This window comes from Pseudomonas wayambapalatensis (assembly GCF_049942315.1).
Classification (GTDB): Bacteria; Pseudomonadota; Gammaproteobacteria; order Pseudomonadales; family Pseudomonadaceae; genus Aquipseudomonas; species Aquipseudomonas wayambapalatensis.
Window position 1 is genome coordinate 17,858 of record NZ_JBNFMU010000179.1, and the last position, 18,378, is coordinate 36,235.

Annotated in this window: 17 protein-coding genes; 12 read left to right on the forward strand and 5 right to left on the reverse strand. The window is 65.8% G+C overall.

Translation table 11 applies throughout. The features are described from left to right. Positions 1 to 13 precede the first annotated feature (13 nt). Both ACPZMI_RS12705 and ACPZMI_RS12710 read left to right on the forward strand, forming a co-directional pair. On the forward strand, positions 14 to 1,582 hold the full coding sequence (locus ACPZMI_RS12705; protein WP_426352347.1) for a collagen-like triple helix repeat-containing protein: 1,569 nt from the start codon (positions 14 to 16) through the stop codon (positions 1,580 to 1,582). 137 nt (positions 1,583 to 1,719) lie between these two features. Beyond that, on the forward strand, positions 1,720 to 3,390 hold the full coding sequence (locus tag ACPZMI_RS12710; RefSeq protein ID WP_426352348.1) for a ShlB/FhaC/HecB family hemolysin secretion/activation protein: 1,671 nt from the start codon (positions 1,720 to 1,722) through the stop codon (positions 3,388 to 3,390). Positions 3,391 to 3,409: 19 nt separating this feature from the next. Here ACPZMI_RS12710 and ACPZMI_RS12715 read toward each other — a convergent pair whose 3' ends face one another. Both ACPZMI_RS12715 and ACPZMI_RS12720 read right to left on the reverse strand, forming a co-directional pair. Then, complete coding sequence (locus ACPZMI_RS12715) at positions 3,410 to 3,820, reverse strand: response regulator (protein ID WP_186708547.1); 411 nt, start codon at positions 3,818 to 3,820, stop codon at positions 3,410 to 3,412. Between the two features lie 48 nt (positions 3,821 to 3,868). Beyond that, positions 3,869 to 4,045, reverse strand: coding sequence for a Flp family type IVb pilin (locus ACPZMI_RS12720; protein WP_065861672.1), 177 nt, complete (start codon positions 4,043 to 4,045; stop codon positions 3,869 to 3,871). Positions 4,046 to 4,328: 283 nt separating this feature from the next. Here ACPZMI_RS12720 and cpaB point away from each other — a divergent pair, with 283 nt between their 5' ends. Genes cpaB through ACPZMI_RS12760 form a run of 8 tightly spaced genes read left to right on the forward strand, consistent with a single transcriptional unit; the run spans position 4,329 to position 11,778 of the window. Then, complete coding sequence (cpaB, locus tag ACPZMI_RS12725) at positions 4,329 to 5,276, forward strand: Flp pilus assembly protein CpaB (protein ID WP_426352349.1); 948 nt, start codon at positions 4,329 to 4,331, stop codon at positions 5,274 to 5,276. 18 nt (positions 5,277 to 5,294) lie between these two features. After that, positions 5,295 to 6,581, forward strand: coding sequence for a type II and III secretion system protein family protein (locus ACPZMI_RS12730; protein WP_426352350.1), 1,287 nt, complete (start codon positions 5,295 to 5,297; stop codon positions 6,579 to 6,581). After that, a complete protein-coding gene (locus ACPZMI_RS12735) occupies positions 6,578 to 7,768 on the forward strand; it encodes a CpaE/TadZ family protein (RefSeq protein ID WP_186666039.1) in 1,191 nt (396 codons plus the stop codon). The genes ACPZMI_RS12730 and ACPZMI_RS12735 overlap by 4 nt, the downstream gene beginning before the upstream one ends. After that, positions 7,765 to 9,021, forward strand: a complete 1,257-nt coding sequence (locus ACPZMI_RS12740) for a TadA family conjugal transfer-associated ATPase (RefSeq protein ID WP_411383328.1) — start codon at positions 7,765 to 7,767, stop codon at positions 9,019 to 9,021. The genes ACPZMI_RS12735 and ACPZMI_RS12740 overlap by 4 nt, the downstream gene beginning before the upstream one ends. Beyond that, positions 9,018 to 9,899 (forward strand): type II secretion system F family protein, encoded by an 882-nt coding sequence (locus tag ACPZMI_RS12745; RefSeq protein ID WP_186708553.1) that lies wholly within the window; start codon positions 9,018 to 9,020, stop codon positions 9,897 to 9,899. The genes ACPZMI_RS12740 and ACPZMI_RS12745 overlap by 4 nt, the downstream gene beginning before the upstream one ends. Before the next feature lies 1 nt (position 9,900). Next, positions 9,901 to 10,788, forward strand: a complete 888-nt coding sequence (locus ACPZMI_RS12750) for a type II secretion system F family protein (RefSeq protein ID WP_411383327.1) — start codon at positions 9,901 to 9,903, stop codon at positions 10,786 to 10,788. 10 nt (positions 10,789 to 10,798) lie between these two features. Then, complete coding sequence (locus ACPZMI_RS12755; protein WP_186721874.1) at positions 10,799 to 11,500, forward strand: tetratricopeptide repeat protein; 702 nt, start codon at positions 10,799 to 10,801, stop codon at positions 11,498 to 11,500. Between the two features lie 17 nt (positions 11,501 to 11,517). After that, positions 11,518 to 11,778, forward strand: coding sequence for a DUF3613 domain-containing protein (locus tag ACPZMI_RS12760; protein WP_186666045.1), 261 nt, complete (start codon positions 11,518 to 11,520; stop codon positions 11,776 to 11,778). Positions 11,779 to 11,829: 51 nt separating this feature from the next. Here ACPZMI_RS12760 and ACPZMI_RS12765 read toward each other — a convergent pair whose 3' ends face one another. After that, positions 11,830 to 12,606, reverse strand: coding sequence for a response regulator transcription factor (locus ACPZMI_RS12765; protein ID WP_426352351.1), 777 nt, complete (start codon positions 12,604 to 12,606; stop codon positions 11,830 to 11,832). A 122-nt stretch (positions 12,607 to 12,728) separates the two neighbouring features. Beyond that, complete coding sequence (locus tag ACPZMI_RS12770; RefSeq protein WP_426352352.1) at positions 12,729 to 13,199, reverse strand: A24 family peptidase; 471 nt, start codon at positions 13,197 to 13,199, stop codon at positions 12,729 to 12,731. Between the two features lie 76 nt (positions 13,200 to 13,275). Here ACPZMI_RS12770 and ACPZMI_RS12775 point away from each other — a divergent pair, with 76 nt between their 5' ends. Further along, positions 13,276 to 13,719: a TadE/TadG family type IV pilus assembly protein gene (locus ACPZMI_RS12775; protein ID WP_186708559.1), complete on the forward strand. Its 444-nt coding sequence runs from the start codon at positions 13,276 to 13,278 to the stop codon at positions 13,717 to 13,719. Further along, on the forward strand, positions 13,716 to 16,355 hold the full coding sequence (locus tag ACPZMI_RS12780) for an ATP-binding protein (protein ID WP_426352353.1): 2,640 nt from the start codon (positions 13,716 to 13,718) through the stop codon (positions 16,353 to 16,355). Before ACPZMI_RS12775 ends, ACPZMI_RS12780 begins: the two co-directional genes overlap by 4 nt. Here the strand turns inward: ACPZMI_RS12780 and ACPZMI_RS12785 are convergent. Further along, positions 16,340 to 18,304 (reverse strand): pilus assembly protein TadG-related protein, encoded by a 1,965-nt coding sequence (locus tag ACPZMI_RS12785; RefSeq protein WP_426352354.1) that lies wholly within the window; start codon positions 18,302 to 18,304, stop codon positions 16,340 to 16,342. The two genes, ACPZMI_RS12780 and ACPZMI_RS12785, sit on opposite strands and share 16 nt — an antisense overlap. Positions 18,305 to 18,378: the final 74 nt, after the last annotated feature.

Below are 18,378 nucleotides of genomic sequence, written 5' to 3' on the forward strand. Positions count from 1 at the left end.
GCGGGAGTCGCCCATGAAAACTCAGGTTTGGATGAAAGCGAGTACGGCATTGGCGCTGGTCATGGCCCTTGGGCTTGCCGGGTGCAGCAGCGGTGGTGGTGGTCATCACAGCGAGGTTGATGGCTCGTCCGCCGATGGTGGCGCTGGTGCAGGTGCAGGCGGCGGCTCCGACGGAACGGGCGGCAGCGGTGGTGATGGCGGCGGTATGGCGGGTGGTGGCAACGGCGCAGGCAGCGGTGGTGGTGGAGGAGATGGTACGGGAGGCGGTGGTACCAATCCTGGTAACGGTGGCGGAACGCCAGGCGGTGGTGATGGTGGTACCGGTGGCGGTAATACGCCGACTCCGCTGGTCACCGGTCAGGTCGTTGGCCAGGTCGGCAATACCGTTTCCGGCCTGGGCGATGGTGTCAGCAACCTGGGTGAGGTGATCGGCTCGCTGCCTGTGGCGGGGAACACTTCGTTGACCGGCGGCGTGGGTTCGCTGGTGTCGTCCACGGGTGATGCAGTCAGCAGTGTCGGCTCCGGCCTGAGCGAGGGCCTTGGGCAACTGGGCACCGGAAACAATGCCGTCGGTACCACGCTGGGCGTGGTGGGTGCGGCCACCTCCAACCTGGGGACCGGCGTATCCGGCCTGGGGCAGGGCGTAGGTGGGCTGGCAACGAATTCACCGGTCGAGCAGATTCCGTTGGTCAATCAAGTGGTGGCAGGCGCCGGGCAAGGTGTAGACCGTGTCGGCCAGGCCGTCACCATGTTGGGCAACACGCTGACCCCCATCGGCACCAACGGGCCGCTGGCTGGTGCCACCCAAGGGGTGAGCAATGCGTTGGTACCGGTGGTATCGCTGGTGGAAAACACCACCGCCAACGTCACCCGACAAACCGGGCTCGCAGGCCCGCTGAACCAGACCCTCAACCAGGTCGGCGGTGCACTCGACCAGGCCGGGCAACAGGTTGCAGGTGCCGGCAACGGTAATCCATTGACCAGTACGCTCGGGCAAGCGGTGAGCAACGTAGGCAGCACTGTCAGCACCACCAGCGGCCTGGCCCCGACAACCGGCGGTGCACGCACGGGCCTGCTGGAAACCGTCGGCGGCGTGGTGGCTGGCGCGGGCAGCGGGCTGGCGGCGGGCACTGGCAATCCGGCAGTGGTGTCGGCAGGTGGCAGCACGGGGCAGGTTGGCAATACCGTTGCTGCGCTCGGCACCGTGCTCGGTGGCAATGGCGTCACCAATACTGCAGCAGGTGCTCCGGTGGCAGCGGTAACGCAACAGGTGAGCGCCGGTGTGGCGCCGGTCGTCAGTGGCGTGGCCAGTGTCACCCAGCAGGTTGGCGCTGCGACGGGCGTCGGTGCGCCGGTCGCCGGGTTGCTCAATCAGGTGGGTGGTGCGGTGGCCAGTGCAGGCAGCCAGCTCGGCGCGGCCACTGGCAACCCGGTAGTCAGCCAGGTGGGCGCGACGGTCAGCGCAGTCGGTGGCACCGTTGGCCAGGCCGGCACGCTGGTCAATGGCGGTGCTGGCCAGGGTGGTGGGCTCGGCGGCGTACTCGGTGGTGTGACCGGGGCCTTGGGTGGCGCGCAGCGTTGATCCACTGCCCGGCGGATCTTTTTCGCGGATCCGCCGGGCGCCTGGTTAGACGACAGCCTGCTCAGCACCTACGCTTGCATTGACAAGGGGCGCTCGAACCGGGCGCCCTGGGTTCCACAGGATCATGGAGTGTCCGAATGCGTCCACTGCTGGTGACGATGCTGGCGCTGTCCTGGGCCTGCGTGGCCCGCGCCGAACCCCTGCCGAGTTTTCTCAACAGCAACGAAACCGAACGCCGCCTGCCCACGCCGAACCTGCCGGTGGACGCCTACCGTCCCGGCAAGCCCGGGCTGAATGTGCCGGCACCAGCGGCACCCCAACAAACGCCATTGCAGATGAACACCCAGGTCCTGGTGCGCAAGGTGCGTTTCGAGGGCGGGACCGTCTACCCCTTGGCAGATCTGCGCGAGCACTACCAATCGATACTCGACCGCAGCGTGACCCTCGCTGAACTGATCGAGGTCACCCGACGCCTGACTCAGCGCTATCAGCAGGACGGCTACCTGTTGTCCTACGCCTATCTTCCGCCGCAAGACTTCGCCGATGGCCGCGTGCGGGTCGTGCTGGTGGAAGGTTACATCCGCGACTATGAGGTTCAGGGCGATATCGGTTCCGCGTCGGGCTATGTCGAGCGCCTCGTGAACAAGCTCAAGGCCGAGCGGCCGCTGACGCGCAAGACCTTCGAGCGCTACACCAGCCTGATCAGCCGTATCCCCGGCGTCACCTTCCAGGCCCAAGTGCCCCCGCCGGGCACCACCGACGGCGCCACGCGCCTGATCGCCCAGGCTTCGCGCAAGCCCTTCACCACGACCCTCAACCTCAGCGATGGCAACCGTGACGACCTGCAGGCGCTGCTGGGGGCCAGCAGCAATGCCCAGACCCGCTTCGCCGAGCAATTGAGCGCCAGCGTGCTGGCGCCGCCGGGCGAGGACAAGGAACACTATTACCGCCTCGACTACAGCCAGTTCGTGGATGACGAAGGCACGCAACTGCTGTTGTCGGCATCGCGCTATCGCAGCGACCCGAAGGCGCGCATTCGCCTGGGCAACGGCATCGACCTGACCCAGCACCGCGAGAACGAGCGTTACTCGATCGGGCTCAGCCAGGCGCTGATCGCCTCGCCGACCGAATGGCTGGATGTGGTCGGGCGCTTCTATGCGGTCAATGACCAGATCGACTACCAGGTCGTGGGTTTCCCGCTAAAGCTCGACAGCCACACCGACATTCGCGCGCTGTCGTTCGAGGGCGATTGGCGCAAGGCCGAGGCCAGGCGCCTGCGCATCCTCAGCGCCGGGGTCTACCAGGGCCTCGACCATTTTGGCGCACGCACCAATGCAGGCTATGACCTGGATTTCCTGCGCCTGCGCCTGTCCGGCGTGCAGAGCGACAATTTCCTCGAGCACTGGCAGGGGGTCGTGTCCGCTGCTGGGTACTGGAGCAACGACAGTTTGCCCGACAGCGAACGGGCGGTGTTCGGCGGGCAGAACTTCGGCCGTGGCTACCCCAGTGACCAGGCCTCCGGCGACAAGGGTTGGGGCCTGGCCTACGAGCTGAACTACAGCATCCAGCGTGAGGGCCAGTGGCTGAAGGTGCTGCAGCCCTATGTGGTGCTCGATACCGCGCGAGCCTGGTTCAACGAACTGGAGGTGCAGAAGGCGAAGATGTCGTCGGCGGCGGTGGGGGTGCGGTTTGGCGATGCGCGCTATTACAACATCGCGCTGGAGGTGGCCAAGCCCATGTCGGACATCGCCCTCGACAGCCTGAACCGGCGGCCGCGGTTTACGGTGAGTTTCAGTTATCAGTTGTAGGGGAGGCTGCTCCTGCGGCCTACCGCCCCACCACCTGCATAACCGCCTTGGGAAACAGGTTGTCGAGTGTCTCCAGCAAGCGGGCGTGGTAGATCGGTTTGCGAAACAGGTCGAGCACATGCAGGCGTAGCAGGTCGCTGACGTCGTCCATGTCGGCATGGCCGGACATGACGATCACCGGCAGGTGCTGGCGGGCGGTGTGATCGCGCAGGCGCTTGATCAGGCCGATGCCGCTTTCTTCGGGCATGCGCAGGTCGGTAATCACCAGGGCCACATCAGGGTAGCGGGTGAGCTGTTGCAGGGCGGCCTTCACCGAGTTTGCGGTGTGGCACTTGAAACCTTCGTTCTCCAGCAGTTCAGCCAGCTCCTGCAATGCCTCTTCCTCGTCGTCCACCAAAAGAATCTGCTGGCGCGAGGAAGAGTTCGACATGCTTGGCTCCTGTTCGCCTGGCGTTATGCTGCGGCGTGCTGCTCAAGGTCATAGCGCCCCGGAGATGGCGGTGAACATCGTGGTGATCTTGCCGGAGATCGCGGGTACGAACGGCACCAGCACCACCGCGACCATTGCGGCAATCAACGCGTACTCGATACCGGAAGCGCCGTCTTTGCGAGTAATGAAGTTCTTGCAGTGCTGAAGGATCTGCTGCAGTTGCATGGCACATCTCCTTGCGCCGAGGGCGCGGGGTAAGGACGTGGCTAATTAACGTCCATTTGCCATCATAGAATTGCCAAGCTGGTGAAGCCTGCAAATGTAAAAAGGCATTAACCCTAAAGTATTGGAAGCCGAGGCTTTTTCTAAGTGCCTGTTTTCCCTGCAAGTCCGCGTGCCAGACGAAAAAATCCCGTTTCCGCTCATGGCGAACGGTGAGGTCTGCGCTACCGTTCAATAGCGAAATAGTTACCTTTTGCCATCACGGCAATAGCGCAGGGAGGCGGAGATGAGCAGTCGCTTGACCATGGTCCTGGCTGTCCTGTTTCTTCTCGGCGCAGTACTCGCAGGTTACTGGGGGCTGGTGCTCAGCCGTCCGGCCACACCCCCCGTCAGTCCTGCCCCGACGATTGCCGAGGCGCCTGCCGAGGTGATCGTCGCACCTCCCCAACCGCCTGAGCCGGCACGTACCTCCATCGTCGTGTTGCGCAGGGCGCTACCGGCGAACACGCCGCTGACCGAGGACGATGTGTTGCTCGAGCGCCTGCAGGTGGTGCCTGCCGGTGCGTTCCAGCGCATCGACCAGGTGCTCGGTCGCTCCAGCGCGCGTCCGTTGTCGGCAGGCAGTTGGCTGGACGAGGCGAGCTTCCAGGCGGGCGGGCCACTGGCGCGGATGATTCGTGCCCATGAGCGCGCGGTGGCCGTGGGCGTCGATGATGTGGTGGGGGCTGCCGGGCAACTGCGCCCGGGCGACTACGTGGATGTGTTGCTGTTTCTGCGCGAGGAGAACAACAACCCACAGTCTTCAGCCCAGGTGGTGCTGCCGGCCCTGCGCGTGCTGAGTGTCGGCGAGCAGATGGGGTTGGCCAACGATGGTCGCCCGGCACAAACCGTCGAGGAAGAAACGGCTCGGCGCGAACAGCACGGGAGCCAAGGCAGCGCCGGCGGCACCCGCACCGTGACCTTGGCCGTGCCCGAGGCGCTGGCCAGCCGCCTGATGCTCGCTGCCCAGGCCGGCACCCTGCGCCTGGCCGTACGCAGCGCCGATGAACAGCGCCTGGCCCGTTACTGGGCCGAACCTGAGGCGCGGCCGCAGGTCGAGAGCGCCGGGCGCGAGCTCTATCGCTTCAGCCAATTGTCCCAGTCTCCCGTGGCCAGCACTGCTCCCGCCAACGCTGCGCCCAGCATGCAGATCATTCGTGGCGCCAAGGCTGCCGACACCGACAAGACCCCCTGACCAGGCAAGGATGCAGCGATGCGACGTTCCGAGCGTAGTTTCCGAGATGCGTGCTGTGCACTGCTTCTGGCGGCATGGCTGCCCCACGCCCAGGCGGCGGTGAAAGGGTGCGAGGCTTTCGGCCAGTTGCCCTCGGTGATCGAGATGGACCAGGGCCTGCAGCAGGAACTGCGCCTGCCGCTGGCGATCAGCCGGGTGGCGGTGGGTGAGCCCAACGTCGCCGACGTGCAGGCCAGCGGCGATCGTGCGGTGCTGTTGACCGCCGTGGGGCCGGGCAATACCACGTTGATGCTGTGGACCGCCTGTGCGTCGGCGCCGCACCGGGCCATGCTGTTCGTCAAGGGGCGCGCCAGTGCCGACATGACGGAAGGCAGCCTGCTGCCGTCCCAGGATGCGCAGTTGCCAAGCCAGGTGCAGGCCGATATCCGCTTCGTCGAAGTGCGCCGCAACAAGTACAAGGAGGCGGGGGCGCGTTTGTTCTTCAAAGGCTCTAACAACAGCCTGTTCGGTTCGCCTGGCACCGTGCCGAACACCACCGTGCGACCTGACTACGTGCCCGGTGTGCAAACCGGCACCACGCCCAACTCGGTGACCTACGCCGATGTGCGCCCCGGTATCCCGCTGGACAATGGCGTCTTCAACATCGTCTGGGGCGGTGGCAGCAGCAAGTTCCTGGCGGCGATCAACGCTTTGGAGAACAGCGGATTCGCCTACACCCTGGCGCGTCCCAGCCTCACCGTGCTCAGTGGCCTGACTGCCAGTTTCCTGGCCGGTGGCGAGATTCCGGTCCCGGTGCCCAGCTCCGGCAGCGACAACGTGTCGATCGAATACAAGGAGTTCGGTGTGCGCCTGGCGCTGACACCGACCGTGGTGAGCCGCGACCGCATCACCCTGAAGGTTGCTCCCGAGGTCAGCGAGCTGGACTACAACAACGCGGTAAACATCGCCGGCACCTTGGTGCCAGGGCTGAGCGTGCGCCGCACCGACACCAGCATTTCCCTGGCCGATGGCGAGAGCTTCATCATCAGCGGCCTGGTCAGCAACAACACCCGCTCCTCGGTAGACAAGCTCCCCGGCCTGGGCAACCTGCCGATCCTCGGCGCGTTCTTCCGCCAGTCGGCGCTGGTGCGTGAAGAGACCGAGCTGCTGATGATCGTCACCCCGCACCTGGTCCAGCCGCTGGCGGCCAATGCGCGCCTGCCGCAGTTGCCGGGTGAGGCGCTGCGCACCTACGACCCGAGCTGGGGCCAGCTGTTCTTCCTGGAAAACGGCAACTTCGAAGGCCATGGGGGGTTATCACGATGAACGACAGCCTCAACCAGACCTACCTGGCCATCACCCGCAACGAAGACGACCTGCAATGGTTGCAGGACGCCTTGGCGCCGCAGGGGCAGGTGATCGGCGCCAGCGCTGGCACCCTCGACGAATTGCTGGCGCTGGTGGATGTGACGTTCAGCAACCTGGTGTTCATCGGCCTCGACCGCGAGCAGTTGGTCAGCCAGTGTGCGCTGATCGAAGGGGTGCTGGAGGCCAAGCCGATGCTGGCCATCGTCGCGTTGGGCGATGGCATGGACAATCAATTGGTGTTGCACGCCATGCGCGCCGGCGCGCGGGATTTCGTCGCCTACGGCTCGCGTGCCAGCGAGGTGGCCGGGCTGGTGCGCAGGCTCGGCAAGCGCCTGCCGACGGTCACCAGCAACCCCAGCCTGGGTGGCCTGACCGTGCTCTATGGCGCCCAGCGCGGCGCCGATGGTGCGCTGCTGACCACCCACCTGGCGCGGGTGGTGCAGGAAAGCGGCCAGCAGACCTTGCTGCTCGACCTGGGCTTGCCACGTGGCGACAGCCTGGCCCTGCTCGGGCTGGAGGCATCATTTTATTTCGGCGATGCCTTGCGCCACCTGCGCCGCCTCGACACCACGCTGATCGACAGTGCCTTCACCCGCGACAAGGGCGGCCTGCGCCTGCTGAGCTATGCCGAGAACGATGATCCGCTGCGCCAGACCAGCGCCGCCGAGCTGTACATGCTGCTCAGTGCTTTGCGCCAGCACTTCCAGCACATCGTCGTGAACCTGACCGGGCACGCCGACAGCGAAGCGTTGCGCACCATCGTCAGCCACTGCGACAAGCTGATCGTCTACACCGACCAGAACATCCTGGACTGCCGGCGCAACCTGGAAGTCCTCGAACTGTGGCGCGACCGCGGCATCAAGCTTGAGCATGCCAGCTTGCTGGTGGACCGCTTCCTGCGCAATGTCGCCCCGGATGCCGAGGCGCTCGCCAAACGCTATGGTCTGCCGCTGCTCAAGGTGATGCCGGACTGCCCCGAAGTGCGCCTGAACGTTAAGAACCAGGGCCTGAGCCTGTTCGAGCTGGCCCCGCGCGAAGGCCTGACCCAGGCCCTGCGTGCCCTCGGCGAACGCCTGGCGCGGCGCTCGGAAAACCTCGCTCCACCGAGCTTCCCCTGGCTGCGTCGGCTGTGGGGTAGCAAATGAGTGGCGATGAGCCCTTTGGCGGTCAGCGCCACGCGTCGGGCGACCCCCATGCCCTCAAGCGTGCGCTGCACCGCTTCGCGATCGATGCCATCGAGGACAGCGGGCGCAACCTGCTCGAAGGCGCACGCCCGGCCTTGACCCAGTTCGTCCTCGAACAGGTGGGAGACTACGTCGGGCGCTTGCGTCTGGCGCTGTCGCGCTACGAAATGGAGCGCCTGGCCGAGGAACTGGTCGATGAACTCACCGGCTTCGGCCCGCTGGAAGTGCTGCTGCGCGATGCCAGCGTCACCGAGATCCTGGTCAACGGCCCGCACCGGGTGTTCGTCGAGCGGGCCGGGTTGTTGCAGCAGACCGACCTGCGCTTCATCGATGCGCACCATGTCGAGCGGGTCATGCAGCGTATCCTCGCGCCCCTGGGACGACGCCTGGACGAATCTTCGCCGATGGTCGATGCGCGCCTGCCCGATGGCAGCCGGGTCAACGCAATCATCCCGCCAGTGGCGCTGGACGGGCCGTGCCTGTCGATCCGCAAGTTCCGCCAGGACATGCTCAAGAGTGCCGACCTGCTGGCTACCCGCGCGATCGATCAAGCCATCTTCGATTTCTTCGAACGCGCCGTGGGCCGTCGTTGCAACATCCTGGTCAGCGGCGGCACCGGCACCGGCAAGACCACGCTGCTCAACATCCTTAGCCAGATGATCGCGCCGCGCGAGCGCCTGGTGACCATCGAGGATGTTGCCGAGCTGCAACTGCATCACCCCCACGTGGTGCGCCTGGAAACCCGCCCACCGAACGCCGAGGGCCATGGCGAGATCAAGCCCAGCGAGCTGATCCGCAACGCCCTGCGCATGCGTCCTGACCGCATCATCCTTGGCGAGATCCGCGGCGCCGAGGTGCTCGATGTACTCACCGCGATGAACACTGGCCACGACGGCTCGATGAGCACCGTGCACGCCAACACCGCGCAGGATGCCTTGCTGCGCCTGGAAACCCTGGTCGGCCTCAGTGGCCGGCAGATCGCCGAGAAGACCTTGCGCCAGATGATCTGCGCGGCACTGGATGTGGTGATCCAGTTGACGCGTTTGCCGGATGGTCGGCGTTGCGTCAGCGAAGTGCTGGAGGTGGTCGGCATACGTGAGGATGTGTATGTGACCAACACCCTGTTCCGCCTCGACCGGCGCGGTGGTGAGACCTTCCTGCGCGAGGCGCCGAACCCGGCAGGCAGCAAGCTGCGCCAGGACGGTGTGGCGTGATCGGGCCGTTGCTGCTGGCGCTGGCACCGCTGCTGCTGGGGTGCGCCCTGCTGCTGTTTCGCCTGGGGCTGTACAAGCGCGGCGAGGAGCGCGTCCTGCAGCGTCTGGGGCGCGCTTACCAGGCGATTCGAACGGGCAGCGCCCGGCGCGACTGGCTCGACCCGCTGCTGCAGCGGGCCGGCCTGGTCAGCGCTGATGTGCGTTTGCAGCGCTGGTTGCTGATGTGGGGCGCGCTGGCATTGCTGGCGATGCTGCTGGCCGGTTGGCTGGCCGGCCTGATGGTGCTGCTCGGTGCGCCGCTGTCGGGCTATCTGTACTTGAGTTGGCGATGCCGCCGGCGCATGCGTCAGCTCGTCGAGCAACTGCCGGGTCTGCTCGACTACAGCGTGCGCAGCCTCAAGGCCGGTCGGACCCTGAGCGATGCGGTGCTCGGCGGCATCGACGGCACGCGCGAACCGTTGCATTCGACCATGGGCCGTGTGCGCCGCAATGTGCAGATGGGCGTGCCATTGGAGGATGCGCTGAGCGAGCTGGCCGAGCTGTACGACCAGGACGAGTTGCGCCTGTTCGCCCTGGGCCTGCGCATCAACCAGCGCTACGGCGGCAATGCCAGCGAGCTGATGGAAAACCTGATCAAGCTGATCCGCGAACGCGAGCAGGGCGCGCGCCAGCTCAAGGCCATGACCGGCGAAACCCGCGTCACCGCCTGGGTGCTGGGGGCCTTGCCGCTGTTCATGGTCGGCTACTTCCTGACGGTCAACCCTAACTACCTGATGAGCCTGTGGCGCGACAGCAGCGGGCAGTGGCTGCTGTTCCTGGCCTTTGCCCTGCAGGCGCTCGGCTGCCTGGTGTTGTGGCGCATGATGAGGAGTCTTTGACATGGCCCTGCTGATTTGCGCGCTGTGCCTGCTTGTCGCCGCCCTGTTGCTGGGGCTGCAGGCCTCGCGCCAGTTACGTGCGCGCTACCTGGTTGCGCGGCGGCTGCAAGGGCGCCTGGCCCGCGAGGAACGCCTGGGCGACATGCTCCACTGGCTGGGCAGCAGCCCGCTGGGGCAACGCTTGCAGACGCTCGACGGGGAAACCCAGGGCCTGCTCGAGCGGATTGGCTGGCGTCGCAGTCGCCAGCGCGCGCTGTTCGCCGCCGTGCAACTGGGATTGCCGTTGCTGGCCATGGGGCTGGCGTTGCTGCTGCAGCATGCCTTCATCGGCGTCGATGCCCTGCATTGGCTGGTGCTGCCGGTGTGCGCACTGGTGATCGGCTACCTGTTGCCCAAGCGCCTGTTGGCGCTGGCAGCCACGCGCCGGCAACAGCGTATCGCGCAGGAGGTCAGCCTGATGATTCCGCTGCTGCGCATCCTCTTCGAGACGGGGCTGGCCGTGGAGCAGGCGTTACGTGTGCTCAGCCAGGAAGGGCGGACACTGGTGCCCGAGATCAGCGAGGAGCTGCGTCAGGTGTTGCAGCGGGTGGATTCAGGGCTGTCGCTCGGCCCGGAGCTGGAGAAAGCTGCGCAGGTGCTGGCAGTGGATGAGTTCTCCGACACCTGCGTGATCCTTCAGCAGTTGCTGGTGCAGGGGAGTGGCGGGATGAAGTCGCTGCTGGCGCTCAAGGCGCTGCTCGATGATCGACGCCTCACGCACTTGCAGGAGCGGGTGTCGAAGATGTCGGCAAAGATGTCGGCGGTGATGATGGTGTTCCTGTTCCCGGCCTTGCTCATCGTCCTGGCCGGGCCAGGTTTTACTGCGTTGGCACGGGCTTTGGGCGTCTAGGAGGAGAAGGATGAAAAAGATCCTGTTGTTCACCGGCATGCTGCTGCTGGGCGGTTGTGCCGGGCAGTCGACGCAGGGGCTGGGGGCATTGTTCGGCGGCCCGGGCTGCAGCAAGCCGGATGCCGACCAGCAACTGGCGTTGAACCTGGCGGACGAGATGCTCAACGAGGGACGACCGCACGCCAGCCTGGCTCACCTCGAGCAGCTGCCCAACACCCTCGACCAGGTGCGTCTGCGCAAGGCCAGGGTCTCGCGCCTGCTGGGACGCAGCGAGGCCGAGCCCTTGTACCGCAGCCTGCTGGGTGGCTGCCTGGCGGCCGAAGGTGAACATGGGCTGGGCCAGCTCGCCTCGGCGCGTGGCGACGATGCGCAGGCCTTGCAGAACCTGCAGCGCGCGGTGCGCCTGGCGCCCACTGACGAGCGCGTGCGCAACGATCTTGGCGTGGTGCTGATGAACCTGGGGCGCTACGAGCAGGCACGCTTCGAGTTTCTCACGGCCATCGAGCTGAAGGATGACAACACCTTGGCGGCGGTCAACCTGGTGACCCTGTCGTTGGTACAGGACAACTGGCAACAGGCGACCGATCTGGTCGGCCGCCTGCACTTGCGCCCCGAGCAGTTCGCCGATGCCCAGGCGCGGGCCAGGCAGGTGAAATCCACCGGGCGTGGACCCATTGCCTTGGCCAATGGTGCCGAGGCGGTGGTCAATTGAGCGGGAGGAGGGTGGTCATGTTCAGATATCTGATGGTGCTTGCCGGGTGTGCCGGCGTGTCATTGGCGATGGCCCAGGAGCCACCTCGCCAGCCAGAGGCGCAGACGGCCACCGAGGCGTTGCTGCGAGTGCAGTCCAGCGGTGAGCAGGCGTCGAACCGTTTGCAGGTGCAGACGGCCCGGGAGCGTGACCAGTCGATGCAACGCTGGCTGGACACCTACAAGTACGTGATCCCGGACTTCTATCGCTGGACCAAGGTGACGTCTTCGAACAACTGAGCGCGAGACCTGCAGGCGCGGCGGACCACCGCGCCTGCAGCTGTGAACGGCCTAGTGGGTAGTGAACCGCTGGTGCAGCGCCGATGAGCGCGGCGTCAGGGCCAGGGCCAGTTGGGTGCGGTTGTGCATGTGGGTCAGGCGCAGCACCTGCGACACATAGAGTTTCACCGTGTTCTCGGTGATCCCCAGCTCGCAGGCGATCTGGTAGTTGGTCTTGCCCTTGCTGACCAGCTTGGCCACTTCCAGTTGGCGCGGCGAGAGCTTTTCGAACACCGGTGGCAGCTCGCCCTCGAGTTCTTCCACGTCACCGGCCCGGCGATGGGTGCCCTGGCCGCGGGCCTTTTCCAGGTCGTGGTAGAGGTCGTCGATGGATTCGGCCAGCTCCTGCAGGCGCTGGTTCAGGCTGCCCAGCTCGCGGAAGTTGCGGCGCCGCTCCATCAGCGCTGCTTCCTGGCGGCGCAGGCCTTCGAGCAGCTCTGGCAGGTCCATGGGCTTCTGGTAGTAATCGGAAAATCCTTCGCGCAGGGCGCGGATGACATCCTGCTTGTCGGCGCGGCCGGTCAGCATGATCGCCTCGAACAGCCGCTGCTGCCCGGCGATGTTCTTCAGTGCGCGCATCAGCGCGATGCCGTCCTGTTCGGGCATGTGCAGGTCGCACAGCACCAGGCCGATGGACTCGTCCGCGCCGTAGCGCTCGATGGCCTGCGCGGTGGAGTGCGCCGGCACACAGTGGTAGCCCGCACTTTCGAGAAATTCGCAAAGCTCTTCGACGATCAACGGCTGATCGTCCACAACCAGTACTTTCACCTCACTAGCAGACTTGTTCACGTTCAACTCCCTGTTGGTACGGGCCCCGCTCCGTTGGCCAGACAGCCTGGCCGTTTAGAAAAGTAGTCGCACTTTGCAATTATGTACAAGGTCTATACACGCGGAATCGACCCACTGGTCATTCATTGGATCCAGACGGCGGTCAGGAGAAACCCGGCCAGCACGTAGGGTGCGAACGGTTGCTTGTCGCCCACCTGTTCGGCCAGGCGCTGCAGGCGCTTCTTCACCTTGGGGTTGGCCAGGGTCCACAGGCGGCGTCGGCCAAGCATCCACACCAGCACTGTCACGCCTGCACCGATGAAGGTGCCGAGCACGTACTGGTGGCTGGTGGCCAGAGCCAGGGCGCCGAGCAGTTTCACATCACCGGCGCCGAAGCGGCCGAGCATGTAGCCGGGAAGGGTCAGCAGCATGACGATGGCCAAGGCCCAGCCCGCATCGCTGGCATCGGCACCGATCCAGCTGTGCCCGGTGGCGAACAGCCAGACCAGGGCGCAGGCTGCGACACCCAGGGTCAAGGTGTTGGAGATCTGTCGTTCACGGACATCTTGTTCGGTGCACAAGGCAAGCCACATCAGGAGAACAATGCTTTGCATTGGCAAATGGCCATCCCTATTCGTTGAGCGGGTTCTATGCTGTCACTCAGGACTTCTAGTCAGGGTAGACGTGATCATGCGAGCAAGCCCGGCAGTACGGCAAAAAGGCGCGGCAGCCATCGAGTTTGTCGCAGTCTTCATGATCTTCTTCGCGGTGTTCTATGGCTTGGTCAGCTACAGCCTGCCGATGCTCATGCTGCAGTCGTTCAACCAGGCCAGCAGCGAGGCGGTGCGCCGCTGCGTGGCGCTGGACCCGAACAGCGCCACCTATGCCACCGATGTGCAGAACCTGGCGCGCCAGGTGATCACTCAGCAACTGAGCTGGATGCCCGCTGCACTGGACTTTCAGCCCGCCACCGATGCGCGGATCGTACTGGCGCCCGGTAACCTGCTGACCGTGACCATCGATTACCCGAAAAACAAACTGACCAATGTCATGCCGGTGCTGGTGCTGCCGCTGATCGGCGAAGTGCCGCGGCTGCCCCAGCGCCTGCAGGCCCAAGCGAGCCTGCAACTGTGAGTGGCGTGTTCGATCGCTGGTTGGGGGGCCAGGCAGCGGTAGCCGAGGCGCCGTTGGCGGTTGGCCTGCAAGTGTGGCTCGACGAGCGGGGCCAGGTGCTGCGTCTGTCCGGACCGCTGCGCACCCTGCTGGCCATGCCGACCCACCACGCCACACGGATGCAGGACTACTTGCAGCACCATAGCTGGCTGGTACTCGAAGGCGATCCTGCCGATTGGCAGGGGCAGCCGTTGGATCTGGATTTTCGTACCGTGCACGGCCATGCGCTGCACACTCGCGGTTGGCTGCAGCGTCAGGCCGAGGGCTGGTTGCTGCAGTTGTTCGATATCGGCGACCTGTTGCGCGCGCATGACCACGAAGCGCAACGCTTGAGCCTGCAGCGCCTGGCTGGCGACATCGGCCGTGCGGTGCGCGAGTGTGGCGAGGAGCGCCTGGCGCAGGTGACCGGCGAGCAGTTGCGGCGCCTGGTCGAGCACTGGCAGGTCGATTCGGTGCGCCTGATGCTGCTTGAGGCCGGCGTCTGGCGCAGTCATGCCGACAGTGGCGATGACTGGCCCTGGGCCGACGACGGGCAGCTGCATCCGTGGCTTGAGAGGTTCGCGCTACGGGGTGAACTCGATGCGTCCGAGCGTTCCGAGTTGCAAGTCTTGTGCGGCGGTTTGCCGGTTTCGCTGCTGCCCTACCGGCTGGGGCCGGATATCCAGGCCTGCGTGCTGTGTGTGGCGAGCGGGACGCCGCCTGTGCACGAGGCGCAGGAGTGGCTCTTGCAGGCGTTGCTGGACCCGTTGCTGGCGCGCATTCGGCAGCGCCAGTTGCAGCGCAGCGACCAGCACCTCGACGCGCTGCAGCGGCAATTGGGCGCCGGTTGGTGGGAGTGGCCACTGCAGGGGCCGCTGCAGTTGGACCCAGCCTTGGCGGCCAGTGTCGACCTGCCACGTGAAATCACCGTCGAGCAATGGCTGGCGCGGGTGCACCCGGCAGATCGCGAGGCCGCGCAACTGGCGCTCGAGCAACTGCTCGAAGGCCGTGCCCTGAGCCTCAGTCTGCGCCTGCAGGAGCACGCCCCTCAGATCAGCCCGCGCTGGCTGCACTGGGTGGGGCAACTGCAGGGTCGCCAGGTGCGCGGCTTTCTGCTCGACATCAGCGCGCTCAAGGCCCAGGAGCTGCAGGCGGGCGCCGCCCGTGCACGGCTGGAGAACCTGATCGCCAGCTCACCGGCAGTGATCTACATCCAGCGCTATGCCGAGGGTGCGCTGCACAGCGAGTTCTTCAGTGCCAGCCTGGCGCCGCTGCTGGGCTGGCCCAGCGACAGCGAGCTGGCCCGTCAGCCGGGGTTGGCAGTGCATCCCGATGACCGCAGCCTGTGGCTGGAGCGCACGCGTACGCTGCTGCGCGATGGCCAGGCGCGCTGTCGCTATCGTCTGCGCGACCAGGCGGGCGGCTATCACTGGGTACTCGATGAAGCCCGTCTGCTGCGCGACGACCTCGGTCAGCCTGTGGAGGTGGTCGGGCTGTGGCTGGATGTCAGCGAGGCGACCGAGGCCGCCGAGCGCGTGCGCCACAGCGAGGAGCGCTACCGGGTGCTGGTGGAGGATTCGCCGGCGATGATCTGCCGCTATCGTCCCGACCTCGAACTGCTGTTCGGTAACCGTCCGCTGGCCGACCATCTGGAGTGTGCGCCGCAGCAGCTTGCCGGCATGAACCTTGGCCAGTGGATGTCCGACGCTCAACGCAGCGCGTTCCTGCAGCGTCTGGCAACGCTGACCCCGGAGCGCCCATTGAGCAATGCAGAAGTCTGCCTGCAGCTGCCGGGGCGGGAAAACGCCTGGTGGGTGTGGGCTGACCGCGGCCTGTTCGACGCGCAGGGGCAGCTCCTGGAAATCCAGGCTGTAGGGCGTGACAACACCGAGGTGCGCCGCAGCCAGCGCCAGTTGCTGCAGGGGGCGAAGATGGCGACCCTCGGCGAGCTGGCGACCGGGTTGGTGCACGAGATCAACCAGCCGCTGAACGTGATGCGCATGGCTGTGGCCAATACCTTGAAGCGCCTGGAGAACGGCGCAGCGGACACCGATTACCTGACCGACAAGCTGCACCGTATCGAGGCCCAGGTGGAGCGGGCGGCGCGTCTGGTGGAGCACATGCGTGTCTATGGCCGTCGCTCTGAACCGGAGCGTCAGGTGTTCGTGGCCTGGAACGCGGTGGAGGGTGCGGTCGCGTTGCTGGCCGAGGGGCTTCGGGGCAAGGGTGTGGCCGTGCATATCGCGTCGCCCGAGTCGTCGTTGGCGGTGCAGGGGCATCAGGACCAGCTCGAGCAGGTGTTGATCAACCTGATGATCAATGCCCGCGACGCGTTGCTCGAACGTCAAGCCCTGGCACCGGCCATCCGGGTCAGCCAACAGCAGGTCGAGGGGCGCGTCTGCCTGCGGGTCGAGGACAACGCGGGCGGCATCGATCCGCGCTTGCTCGGACGCATCTTCGAGCCATTCTTCACCACCAAGCCCGCGGGTGTCGGCACGGGCCTGGGACTGTCGGTGAGCCATGGCATCGTCGAGGCCATGGGCGGCAGCCTCGAGGCACTCAACGGCCCCGAGGGCGCGTGCTTTTGCATACTGCTGCCGCTCTACAGTGCCAGTTGAGCACGGCCTGTCGAGCAACTGAGGTTGGCGCCGACCTCGGCGTTGACCAGGTCGATGCCCAGCACTTTCAGCAGCACGTTCAGCAAGGGGTCGAGCAGCGGGCTGAGCAGGCCTTTGATCAGCGGCTCGAGTATCGCCTTGACGCCATCGAGTACCCCACCCACCAGCACCAGCACCTGGCCCAGGCCGCTGTTGTTGGCGGTCGGTCGGTAGGCTTCCAGGTGAATGCCCAGCAGGGTGTCGCTGAGACTGCCGACCACGTTGTCGTTGGCGGTTCTCATGGGCAGATAGGCAGGCTTGAGGCCGATGTTCGGCGGCACACTGGCAGGGGCCTGGAAGGTCAGTGCGCGCTCCTGGGCGCCGCTGCCCAGCACCTTGCTGTCCACACGCAAACCTATGCCGCCGCCGACGAAGGGAATGCGCGGCTCGCAGTCCCCCAGCGGCAGGATCAACAACCTGGTACAGCGCTTGGTGCCGATGTCGATCAGCGGCAGCGCCTTCACGGCGGTGGTGCCGTTGGTGAAGAACTCGTCCGGGGAAGCGAACTGGCCCACCGCGATCTTGACCGCCGAGCTCTGGTTGCGGGTGGTCAGGCGCTTGGGTGAGCAACTGAAGGTATCGGGGGCTGCAGGATTGAGGCGGGTGCTGGCTTCGGCGACTTCCAGGCCGATGTCCAGGTGCAGCTTGCCGGGCACCAGGACGATATCGCTGACCGTACAGGGCACGCCGAGCAGGCAGAGCACTGATTGCACGGTGGCGGCGAGGTTCAGGCTGAGCAGGTTGTTGATCACGTTGGTCAGCGGTGCGGCGAGGTCGAGCACGGCGTTGACCAGGCCGAAGATGCCATCGAGCAAGGGCAGGTCGAGGGAGATCATCGCCCGCACCTGGGCAGTGTGTACGCGCAGTTCGTCGGTACGCGGGTCGCCGACCGAGGAGATCTGCTGCGGTTCGATGACCTTCAGGCGCACCCGTCCGTTGACCAGGCCGAGCACGTTGAGCGGCAGGTCGACGTTGGCGGCGCTTTCGCTGGCGGCGAGCTGGATCACGCCTTGGACCAGTTGCAGCAACTGGATGCTGGCATCCAGGCCAGCCTGGGCGGTGCCGTTCTGGATGTCGAGGATATCGCCCAGGCGCACCAGCGTGCCGTTGCCGGCCCCCAGGGCGACCTTGCCCAGGTTGGTCACCACCTCCAGCGCCGCGCCGCTTTGTTGCAACACCTTGACCGCCGCCTGCAGCAGTTGGGTGGCGGTGGCGTTGGCGTTGAGCAGCTGCTTGTAGTCGCCAACCGTGAGATTGAGGTCGACTGCCAATTGGTCGAGGTAGCTGAGCAGCTTGATGTCGGTGGCGGCGATGCCTTGCCAACCGGCAAGGTCCAGTTGCACGCCACCGCCGAGGGCGCCAAGCAGGGCATTGAGCAGCACCGACTGACGCGAATCGACCGTGGCGAGAGTGGTGCGGATACTCAGCATTGCCTGCGGCGGCAGCGGCGCTGAAGCGACAGCGTGGGCTTGCAGGGTGGTGGTCAGCGGCACGCCATTGCCCTGGATCAGGGCATACACCCCCGCCGCGACGCTGGTGGTGACGGTGTTGCTGACATCGACCCGGATCGCTTCGTTGCGGTTGTCGTCGCGGGTGAAGCTGCGCAGGCTGTTGGCGCCGGTCTGCACGTAGCCGCAAGTGGCCTGCAGTGGGTTGCCAGGGGCGTGTCCGTTGCGGGTGGCAGCAGTGCGGGCGATCGCAGTGGCCTGTGGGCCGGTGCCGATGCACACGGCGAACTGCCCGGCGGTTTCCAGCGCCGCCATGTCGGCGATGCGCTGCAGCTTGCGTTGTTCGAGGTAGAGCCGCCCACTGTCGATTGCCAGCAGCAGGAACAGCAGGGCCATACCGAGGGTGATCACGGCCATCAGGCCGATCGCGCCGCGTTGGCGCGCAGCGGAAGAGCAAACCACGGGCACTCCTTTGCAGGCCGAAGGCCAGGCATCGCGATTGCGATTACAGGAGTGTAGTCAGGGTGATGGCATCT